Origin of the sequence: Streptomyces sp. Inha503 (assembly GCF_047215865.1) — a bacterium.
In the GTDB taxonomy this organism is placed as follows: Bacteria; Actinomycetota; Actinomycetes; order Streptomycetales; family Streptomycetaceae; genus Streptomyces; species Streptomyces lycopersici.
Genome location: NZ_CP178360.1, coordinates 1,275,522 through 1,286,520, shown reverse-complemented (window position 1 = coordinate 1,286,520; position 10,999 = coordinate 1,275,522). Strand labels below are relative to the sequence as shown.

The following is a 10,999-nucleotide window of genomic DNA, read 5'->3' as shown; positions in this document are numbered from 1 at the left end:
CATGAACGAGAACCACCTGGTTTCTTCGAGGGGGCAGGGCCAAGTGTCAAACGAAGAGAAGCTCGTCGAGTACCTCAAGCGCGTCATGGCCGATCTGCGCCAGACGCAGCGGCGTCTCCGCGATGTCGAGGAGAAGTCCCGGGAGCCGATCGCGATCGTGGCGATGAGCTGCCGCTTCCCCGGCGGTGTGCGGTCTCCGGAAGATCTGTGGGGGCTGCTCGCCCGTGGTGAGGACGCCGTGAGCGCGTTCCCGGAGGACCGCGGCTGGGACCTGGAGGAGCTGTACGACCCGGACCCCGACCGCCCCGGCACCTCGTACGTCAAGGAGGGCGCGTTCCTCTCCGACGCGGGCGCGTTCGATCCCACCTTCTTCGGGATCTCGCCGCGTGAGGCGCTGGCGATGGATCCGCAGCAGCGGCTGCTGCTGGAGACTTCGTGGGAGGCCATGGAGCGGGCCGGTGTCACTCCGGCGTCGTTGCGCGGTGGCAAGACCGGTGTCTTCGTGGGCACCAACGGTCAGGACTACACCGTCGCCCTGCGGCAGGCCCCGAAGGGCGTCGAGGGCTTCCTGGCCACCAGCGGTGCGGCCAGTGTGATGTCGGGTCGGCTCTCCTACACCTTCGGCTTCGAAGGGCCCGCGGTGACGGTGGACACCGCCTGCTCGTCGTCGCTGGTGGCGCTGCATCTCGCGGTGCGGTCCCTGCGGCAGGGCGAGTGCCCGCTCGCCCTCGCCGGAGGCGTGACGGTGATGGCCACACCCGGCCTCTTCGTGGAGTTCAGCCGTCAGCGGGGGCTGGCGCCGGACGGCCGGTGCAAGGCGTTCGCGGCGGCGGCCGATGGCACGGGCTGGGGTGAGGGCGTGGGCATGCTGCTGCTGGAGCGGCTGTCGGACGCGCGCCGCAACGGCCACCCGGTACTGGCGGTGATACGTGGCTCCGCCGTCAACCAGGACGGCAGCAGCAGCGGTCTGACCGTGCCCAATGGCATTTCCCAGCAACGCGTCATCCTTCAGGCCCTCACCGACGCGCGGCTGTCGGCCGCCGAGGTGGACGCGGTCGAGGCCCATGGCACCGGTACGACGCTGGGCGACCCCATCGAGGCGCAGGCGCTGCTGGCCACGTACGGGCAGGACCGCGCGGACGGTCGGCCACTGCTGCTGGGGTCGGTGAAGTCCAACCTCGGCCATACGCAGGCGGCGGCGGGCGTGGCCGGTGTGATGAAGATGGTCCTGGCCATGCGGCACGGTGCACTGCCGAAGACGCTGCACGTCGATGAGCCGACACCGCATGTGGACTGGTCGGCCGGCGCGGTCGAGCTGCTGGCCGAGCAGATGGCATGGCCGGAGAGCGGCGAACCGCGCCGGGCCGGTGTCTCGGCCTTCGGCGTCAGCGGCACCAACGCCCATGTGGTGCTGGAGCAGGCGCCGGTCGGCGATGACGACGGCGCGGCGGGCGAGGGGGTGAGCGGGGGCGACTCGGCGGTGGTGCCGTGGGTGCTGTCGGCCCGCTCCGAGGCGGCCTTGCGGGCGCAGGCCGGTCGACTGGTGTCGTACGCGGAGGAGCGGGCGGAGCTGCCGACCGGGGATGTCGGATGGTCGCTGGCGACCACGCGTACGGTCTTCGAGCGTCGCGCGGTGGCGCTGGCGGGGGACCGGGGCGGTTTGGTCAGTGGGGTGGCTGCGCTGGCGGAGGGCCGGGATGCCTCTGGGTTGGTGCGGGGTGTGGTTGTGGGTGGTGATGGTCGTGCGGTGTTGGTCTTCCCTGGTCAGGGGTCGCAGTGGGTGGGGATGGCGGCGGGGTTGTTGGAGTCGTCTTCGGTGTTCGCGGAGCGGTTGGGTGAGTGTGGGGCGGCGTTGGGGCCGTTTGTGGAGTGGTCGTTGGTGGATGTGTTGGGTGATGAGGTGGCGTTGGGGCGGGTGGATGTGGTGCAGCCGGTGTTGTGGGCGGTGATGGTGTCGTTGGCTGAGGTGTGGCGTTCGTTTGGGGTGGTGCCTGCGGCGGTGGTTGGTCATTCGCAGGGTGAGATTGCGGCGGCGTGTGTGGCGGGTGCGTTGTCGTTGGAGGATGCGGCGCGGGTGGTGGCGTTGCGGAGCAAGGCGTTGCGGGCGTTGTCGGGGTTGGGTGGAATGGTGTCGGTGTCGTTGCCTGTGGAGGCTGTACGGGAGCGGCTGGGCCGGTGGGGTGAGCGGTTGTCGGTGGCGGCGGTGAACGGGCCCTCGGCCGTAGTGGTGTCCGGTGACGCGGATGCGTTGGACGAGTTGCTGAACGTATGCGAGGGCGACGGGATCCGGGCGCGGCGCGTTCCGGTGGATTACGCCTCGCATTGTGCTCATGTGGAGGCCATCGAGGATGAGCTTCAGCGGGCCCTCGCCGGGATCACTCCGCGCTCGTCGTCGGTGCCGTTCTATTCGACGGTGACGGGTGGGGTGCTGGATACGGTCGGTCTCGATGCCGGGTACTGGTACCGCAATTTGCGCCAGACGGTGCGTTTCGAGGAGACCGTCCGCACACTGCTGGCCGATGGTTTCCAGGTGTTTGTCGAGGCCAGTGCCCATCCGGTGCTCACGATGGGTATCGAGCAGACGGCCGAGGAGCACGGCACCCGGGTCACCGCGGTCGGTTCGCTGCGCCGCGACGAGGGCGGCCTGGAGCGGTTTGTGACCTCCCTGGCCGAGGCGTATGTCGGCGGGGCCTCCGTCGACTGGTCCATGGCGTTCCGGGGGACGGGTGCTCGGCAGGTGGAATTGCCGACCTATGCCTTCCAGCAACAGCACTACTGGATCGAGACTCCTTCGCCGACCGTCGGCGATGTGACATCCGCCGGTCTGGGTTCGGCTGATCATCCGTTGTTGGGTGCGGTGGTGGGGTTGGCGGGCGAAGACGGGGTGTTGTTGACGGGGCGGTTGTCGTTGGTTTCGCATGGTTGGTTGGCTGATCATGTGGTGTGGGGTGTGGTGGTGGTGCCGGGGGCGGCGTTGGTGGAGTTGGTGTTGCGTGCGGGTGATGGGGTGGGTTGTGGGTGGTTGGAGGAGTTGACGTTGGAGGCGCCGTTGGTGGTGCCGGAGCGTGGTGGGGTGCGGGTGCAGTTGTCGGTGGGTGCGCCGGATGGGGTGGGTCGGCGTGTGGTGGGTGTGTTTTCGCAGGTGGAGGGTGAGGGTGAGGGTGAGGGGGTGTGGAGGCGGCATGCGAGGGGGGTGTTGTCGGCTGATGTTCCGGTGGTGGTGGATGGGTTGGGTGTGTGGCCGCCGGTTGGTGCGGTGGCGGTGGATGTGGGTGGGGTGTATGAGCGGTTGGCTGGGGTGGGTTTGGAGTATGGGCCGGTGTTTCAGGGGGTGCGGGCTGCGTGGCGTCGTGGTGATGAGGTGTTCGCTGAGGTGGCGCTTGCGGAGGAGCAGCGTGCGGAGGCGGGCCGCTTCGGTCTCCACCCGGCACTCCTCGACGCCGCCCTGCATATGGCCGGGGTGGGCCCGGAAGACGAGGAGACGGGCCCCGCTCGTCTGCCGTTCGCGTGGACAGGTGTCTCCCTCTACGCCACGGGTGCGACGGAGCTGCGGGTGCGCCTGTCGCCGTCGGGTGCCGAGGGGATCTCGGTGCTGGTGGCGGACGCCGACGGAGTGCCGGTGGCTTCGGTCGACTCGCTGGTGGGGCGACCGGTGGCGGCAGAGCAGCTCACCGCGTCCCCGCAGGTGGCCGGGGACTCGCTGTTCACCGTGGAATGGGACCGTGTGCCCGCAGAAGGTGTGCGGGGAGCGACCTCTCAGGTTCAGTGGGCGATAGTCGGATCGGACGATCTCGGCCTCACCGCCGCATTGGAGGCGGCGGAACAGGATGTAGTGCGTAGCCCGGAACTGGCCACCCTGGCCGGCTCCCCGGATGTCGTCCTCGTGACATGTGCGTCCGAGTCGGATTCGGGTGCGCAGGATCTTCAGTCCGCCACGCGCCGTTTCGCCCATCGTGTTCTGGGTGTGGTGCAGGGGTGGTTGGGGGAGGAGCGGTTTGCCGGTGCGCGGTTGGTGGTGGTGACGCGGGGTGCGGTGGCGGCCGTGGTGGGTGAGGGTGTGTCGGATGTGGCGGCGGCTGTGGTGTGGGGTTTGGTGCGGTCGGCGCAGGCTGAGCATCCGGATCGGTTCGTCCTGGTGGACGTGGATGATGTGCCGGTGTCGGCCGGTGTGCTTCAGGCGGTGCTGGGGTGTGGGGAGCCTCAGGTGGCCGTCCGTTCCGGGAAGGCTTTGGTGCCTCGGCTGTCGCGTGCCGTTGCTCCTGCGGCTTCTGCTGAGGGCGCTGGCTCAGGCTATGCCTGGGATTCCGAGGGCACGGTGCTGGTGACCGGTGCCATGGGCACGCTGGGGCGTCTGGTGGCGCGGCATTTGGTGGCCGAGCGCGGGGTGCGGCATCTGGTGTTGGTCTCTCGGCGGGGCCGGGAGGCCGCTGGTGCGGTGGAGTTGGAGGCCGAGCTGGCGGAGCTGGGTGCGTCGGTGACTATGGTGGCCTGCGATGTCGCCGACCGTGAGGCGTTGGCGGGGGTGTTGGCGGGTATTCCGGCGGATCGTCCGTTGCGCGGTGTGGTGCATGCGGCCGGTGTGCTGGACGACGGCGTGGTGGAGTCGTTGACGCCGGAGCGCATCGATGTGGTGTTGCGGCCGAAGGTCGATGCGGCGGTGTATCTGGATGAGTTGACGCGGGATCTGGAGCTGTCGGCGTTTGTGATGTTCTCGTCGGCTGCCGCCACTTTTGGTGCGGCGGGGCAGGGGAACTACGCGGCGGCGAATATGTTCCTGGACGCGCTGGCGGCGCGGCGTCGGGCGCATGGGCTCGCGGGAGTGTCGTTGGCCTGGGGCTTCTGGGCCGAACGCAGCGATATGACCGGCCACCTCGCCGACGCCGACGTCGCCCGGATGGAGCGCGGCGGCGTCATCCCGCTGTCGTCGGACGAGGGCCTTGCGCTCCTCGACGCGGCGAGTGCCATGGACCAGTCGCTGCTGGTTCCCGTGCGGATCGCCCCGGCAGCGCTCCGTGGTGGGGCCGGGGCCGTACCGCCGTTGCTTCGACGGCTGGTGCGTACCCCCTCGCGAAGGGCCCTTGCGGACGCCGCGCCGGGTATGGACACCCCCCTGCACGGTGACCTCGTCCGGCTCGCGGGGCGCTCGGAGGCCGAGCAGAAGCAGACGCTGCTGGATCTCGTGCGTGGCGGGGTCGGCGCGGTGCTGGGCTACTCGGATGTGGAACAGGTCGAGCCGGAGCGCGCCTTCAAGGAGCTCGGGTTCGACTCGCTGACGGCCGTCGAACTGCGCAACCGGCTGAACACGGCCACCGGGCTGCGCCTGCCCGCCACCCTGGTCTTCGACTACCCCTCGCCCCTGGCGCTCGCCCGCTACCTCCGCGATGAACTGCTCGGCAGGGACGGCGAGGCCGCCGCCGACGCAGGACGTCGGGTGCCGGTGGCCGCCTCTCAGGACGAGCCGATCGCCATCGTGGGCATGAGCTGCCGCTTCCCCGGCGGGGTGAAGTCCCCCGAGGATCTGTGGCGGCTGCTGGCCCACGGCGGAGACGCCATCGCGGCCTTCCCGGACGATCGCGGCTGGGACCCGGAGGGTCTGTATCACCCGGATCCCGATCACCGGGGCACGGCGTATGCGCGTGAGGGTGGTTTCCTGTACGACGCGGGTGATTTCGATCCGGAGTTCTTCGGGATTTCGCCGCGTGAGGCGCTGGCGATGGATCCGCAGCAGCGGCTGTTGCTGGAAGCGTCGTGGGAGGCGCTGGAGCGGGCCGGTATCGACCCGGCGTCGGTACGCGGCAGCCAGACCGGCGTCTTCGCCGGAATCATGCACCACGACTACGGGTCGGCCACGGTGCCGGAAGGAGTCGAGGGCTACATCGGCAACGGCACCGCCGGCAGCATCGCCTCGGGCCGCGTCTCCTACACCTTCGGGTTCGAAGGGCCCGCCGTGACGGTGGACACCGCCTGCTCGTCGTCGCTGGTGGCGCTGCATCTCGCGGCCCAGTCGCTGCGCCAGGGCGAATGCTCGCTCGCGCTCGCCGGTGGTGTGACGGTGATGTCGACCCCCGCCCTGTTCGTGGAGTTCAGCCGACAGCGGGGACTGTCGGCCGACGGTCGCTGCAAGGCGTTCGCGGGGGCCGCGGACGGTACGGGGTTCTCCGAGGGCGTCGGCATGCTGCTGCTGGAACGGCTCTCGGACGCGCGGCGCAATGGCCACCGGGTACTCGCCGTCGTCCGTGGGTCCGCCGTCAACCAGGACGGCGCGTCCAACGGGCTGACGGCCCCCAACGGCCCGTCGCAACAGCGAGTCATCCGGGCGGCGCTGGCGAGTGCCGGGCTGTCGGCTGCCCAGGTGGACGCGGTCGAGGCACACGGTACGGGCACGACGCTCGGCGATCCCATCGAGGCCCAGGCGCTGCTGGCGACGTACGGGCGCGAGCGGGCCACCGAGGAGCGGCCGCTGTGGCTCGGCTCGATCAAGTCGAACATCGGTCATACGCAGGCGGCTGCCGGTGTGGCGGGTGTGATGAAGATGGTGCTGTCGATGCGGCACGGCGTACTGCCGAAGACGCTGCACGTGGATGAGCCGTCGCCGCATGTGGACTGGTCCGAGGGCGCGGTGCGGTTGCTCATGGATACCACGGAATGGCCGGAGACGGGGCAGCCGAGGCGTGCGGGTGTCTCCTCCTTCGGCGCCAGCGGGACCAATGCGCATGTGATTGTGGAGCAGGCCCCCGAGGAGCCGCCCGTCGCCGAGCCGGTGAACGGCGCGCCTGAGGAGTCGGCGCTGGTGCCGTGGGTGGTGTCGGCGAAGTCCGAGGGTGCGTTGCGGGCGCAGGCGGAGCGGTTGTCGTCATCCGTGCGTGGAGAGTTGGAGGCCGGGACATCGGTCCTGGATGTGGCCTCGTCGCTGGTGACCACGCGCTCGATTTTCGAGCACCGGGCGGTGGTGCTGGCCGGTGACCGTCAGGGCTTCGTGGCCGGGCTGGAAGCGCTGGTGGATGACGTACCGGCGGCCGGTGTGGTGCGGGGTGCGGCGGCGCCGGGGAAGCTGGCGGTGTTGTTCTCGGGGCAGGGCAGTCAGCGGGTTGGGATGGGACTGGAGTTGTATGAGGCGTTTCCGGTGTTCGCGGAGGCCTTCGATGAGGTGTGTGGGCAGTTCGATGGGGTGTTGGGGTGTTCGCTGCGGGATGTGATTCGTGGGGGTGTGGAGGGGCTGGATGAGACCGGGTTTACGCAGTGTGGGTTGTTCGCGGTGGAGGTGGGGCTGTTCCGGTTGGTGGAGTCGTGGGGTGTGCGGCCGGATTGTGTGGCGGGGCATTCGATTGGTGAGTTGGTGGCGGCGTATGTGGCGGGTGTGTTGTCGCTTGCGGATGCGTGTGTGTTGGTGGCGGCTCGTGGGCGGTTGATGCAGGGGTTGCCGCCGGGTGGGGTGATGGTGTCGGTGCAGGCGGCTGAGGCGGATGTGCTGCCGTTGCTGGCTGGTCGTGAGGCTGAGGTGAGCGTAGCTGCGGTCAACGGTCCGTACTCGACCGTGATCTCGGGGGCGGAAGAAGCGGTGACGGAGGTTGCCGGGCGGTTTGAGGCTCAGGGTGTGAAGACCAAGCGGCTGCGGGTTTCGCATGCGTTCCACTCGCCCCTGATGGAGCCGATGCTGGCGGAGTTCCGGCGGGTGGCCGAGGGGTTGTCGTACGCGGCTCCGCGCATCCCCGTGGTGTCGAATGTGACGGGTCTGGTGGCGGACGCCGAGGCGCTGTGCTCGGCCGAGTACTGGGTACGGCACGTCCGCGAGACCGTGCGCTTCGCCGACGGCATGGCGGCTCTCGCGGAGGCGGGTGTCACGACCTCCCTGGAGCTGGGCCCGGACGGGGTGCTCTCCGGCATGGGACAGGAGTGTGCGACGGACGTCGAGTTCGTCTCCGCCCTGCGCAGCGGCCGAGGTGAGAGCGCCACGCTCCAGGAGGCAATGGCTCGGATCTTCGTCCGTGGCGTCCCGGTAGACTGGACGGCGCTGCTCGCGCCGACCCCCGTACGCCACGTGGAGCTGCCGACCTACGCCTTCCAGCGGAAGCGGTACTGGCTCGAGGCCGGTGGGGCGGCGGGCAACGTGGTCTCCGCGGGGCTGCGGTCCGAGGAACATCCCCTGCTCGGTGCCGCCGTGAGACTGCCCGATTCCGACGGATGTGTGTTCACCGGTCGGCTGTCCGCTCGTACGCACGCCTGGCTGGCCGACCACGCCGTGCTGGGCTCGGTGGTGGTACCGGGGACGGCCTTCGTGGATCTGGCGTTGTATGCCGGTGGCCGTTTCGGCTGTGACCAGGTGGACGACCTGGTGCTGGAAGCGCCGCTGGTCCTTCCCGAACGCGGTGCGATTCAGCTCCAGGTGCTGGTGGCCGGAGCCGATGACGACGGCCGCCGTCCCGTCACCGTCTACTCCCGGCAGGAATCCGGCGATGAGGACGGACCCTGGACGCGCCACGCCACCGGCGTTCTGACCCAGGCCGAGGGGCCGGAGGCGGCGGTCTCGGCCGAGCTGAGCGTGTGGCCGCCCGCGGATGCCGAGGCGATCGACATCAGCGGCATGTACGAGCGCTTCGCGCTGGGCGGGCTCGCGTACGGGCCGGCGTTCCAGGGCGTGCGGGCCGCCTGGCGGCGCCAAGGCGAGGCCTTTACGGAGGTTTTCGCCGAGGTGGCACTGGCCGAGGAGCAGTGGCCGGACGCCGCGCGGTTCCGTGTGCACCCCGCGTTGCTCGACGCCGCCCTTCACATGGCGGGGCCCGGCGGTCTGGTGGCCTCGGACGCGCGGCGGGTCCGCTTGCCGTTCGCCTGGAACGGGGTGTCGGTGCACATCACCGGTGCGACAACGGTCCGCGTACGGCTGGCGGCGGCCGGGGCCGATGGGCTGTCGCTCGCCGTGGCCGATGAGACGGGCCGGTTGCTGGCCTCGGTGGCAGAGCTGGTGACGCGCCCGGTCTCCGCCGAGCAGATCGACGCCGCGCGCGGCACCTCCCATGAGTCGCTGTACCGACTGCGCTGGAACGCCATGCCGCTCCCGGCCGACGAGCCGATCACCGCCCGCTGCGCGGTGATCGGTGCGGAGGACGGTGAGCTGGCCATGGCGTTGCGGTCGGCGGGCTGGCAGGTGCGAACGCATCCTGATCTGGAGACACTTGCCCGGTCCGGCGCCGAGGGCGAATCTCTGCCGGAGTGGGTGCTGCTGGCCTCCGCGACCGGTACCGGTGGCGATACCCGCCGGGGTCTACGTGGTGCGTCGCATCGGGCACTGGAGCGGGTGCAAGAGTGGTTGGCCGAGGAGCGGTTCGCCGACTCCCGCCTGGTCATCACCACGCGTGGCGCCGTGGCCACCACCTCCACCGAGGGCGTGGACGACCTGGCAGGGGCGGCGGTATGGGGCCTGGTGCGATCCACACAGGCCGAACACCCCGGCCGACTGCTCCTCCTCGATGTGGCCGAACCCATGGAGCTCGGCTCCGTTCCGCTGGCCGCGGCCCTCACCTCGGGCGAGCCGCAGTTGGCCGTACGAGGTGGGCGCGTACTGGCGGCGAGGCTGGTCCGAGCCGACGGGGAGGGGGAACACGGCCGTTCGGCGACATGGGATCCCGAGGGCACGGTCCTCATCACCGGGGCCAGTGGCACCCTGGGCGGTCTGCTGGCCCGGCACCTGGTGGCCGACCATGGTGTGCGGCATCTGGTGCTGCTCAGCCGCGGGGGCTCGGCGGCCGAGGGCGCGGCAGAGCTGGCCGATGAGCTGGCTTCGGCCGGGGCGTCGGTGACCTGGGCGGCCTGTGATGCGGCCGACCGGGATGTCCTCGGCGCGGTGTTGTCGGACATCCCCGCCGCACATCCGCTCAAGGGCGTCGTCCACGCCGCCGCGGTGCTGGACGACGGTGTGATCGCGTCGCTGACTTCGGAGCGGCTGGACACCGTGCTGCGGCCGAAGGCGGAGGCGGCCCTCGCGCTGCATGAACTGACGGCCGGGCTCGACCTGTCGGCGTTCGTGGTCTTCTCCTCGGTGGCGGGCATGTTCGGGGCCGCCGGACAGGGCAACTACGCCGCCGCCAACGCCTTCCTCGACGCGCTGGTCTCACAGCGCCGGGCGCGCGGTCTCCCCGGCCTGTCGCTGGCCTGGGGCCTGTGGGAGGAACGCAGCGGAATGACCGCGGGGCTGGCCGAGGTGGACAGGCGGCGGATGGACCAGGTCGGCATCTCCGCCCTGTCGTCGGCCGAGGGGCTTGCCCTGTTCGACGCCGCCTGTGCGGGCGAGGGCCCGGTCATCGCCGCCGCACGCCTGAACACGACGGTCTGGAGGTCCGCCGCACATGACGGCATCGCGGAAGTACCGCATGTAATGCGGGAGTTGGTGCGAGTGCCCGCCCGCCGGGCGACGGCGGAATCCACCGGAGTGTCCGGGGCGTCCGGGGCGGCGGAGGCGTTGCGGACACGCCTGGCCGGAGCCTCGTACGCGGAAGGCGAACGCCTGGTGCTGGACACGGTACGGCGCAATGTCGCCGCCGTGCTGGGCCATGGCGGCCCCGAAACCGTGGAACCCGGCCGCGCGTTCAAGGACTTCGGCTTTGATTCGCTGACGGCGGTGGAATTGCGCAACCGGCTCGGCACGGCGACCGGACTGCGTCTGACCGCGACGCTGGTCTTCGACCACCCGACCCCGACCGCCCTGGCCCAGCACCTCCACCACGAGCTGGCGCGGGACGCCGGATCCGCCGCCACCTCGGTGCCCGTGTCCGTGGGACTCGATCAGCTCGAAGCCGGTCTTTCGGCGATGACCTGGGAGGAGATCGGCCGCACGGATGTGGTGTCACGCCTGCGGGAGCTCTTGGCAAAGTACGGAGACGCGCAGGAAGTCCCGAGCAGCGGCGCTGCTCTCGTCGACCAACTCGAATCGGCGACGGATGGCGAACTCTTCAAGATGGTGGACGAGGATCTCGGAATTCTCTGAGGCGATCTAAAGCAATTTGAA

At 70.1% G+C, this 10,999-nt stretch carries 1 protein-coding gene; it reads left to right on the top strand.

The genetic code is table 11. From position 1 onward, the window contains the following. The first annotated feature begins 43 nt into the window (after positions 1-43). Positions 44-10,978, top strand: a complete 10,935-nt coding sequence (locus ACJX2R_RS05525; protein ID WP_413099049.1) for an SDR family NAD(P)-dependent oxidoreductase — start codon at positions 44-46, stop codon at positions 10,976-10,978. The last annotated feature ends 21 nt before the right edge of the window (positions 10,979-10,999 follow it).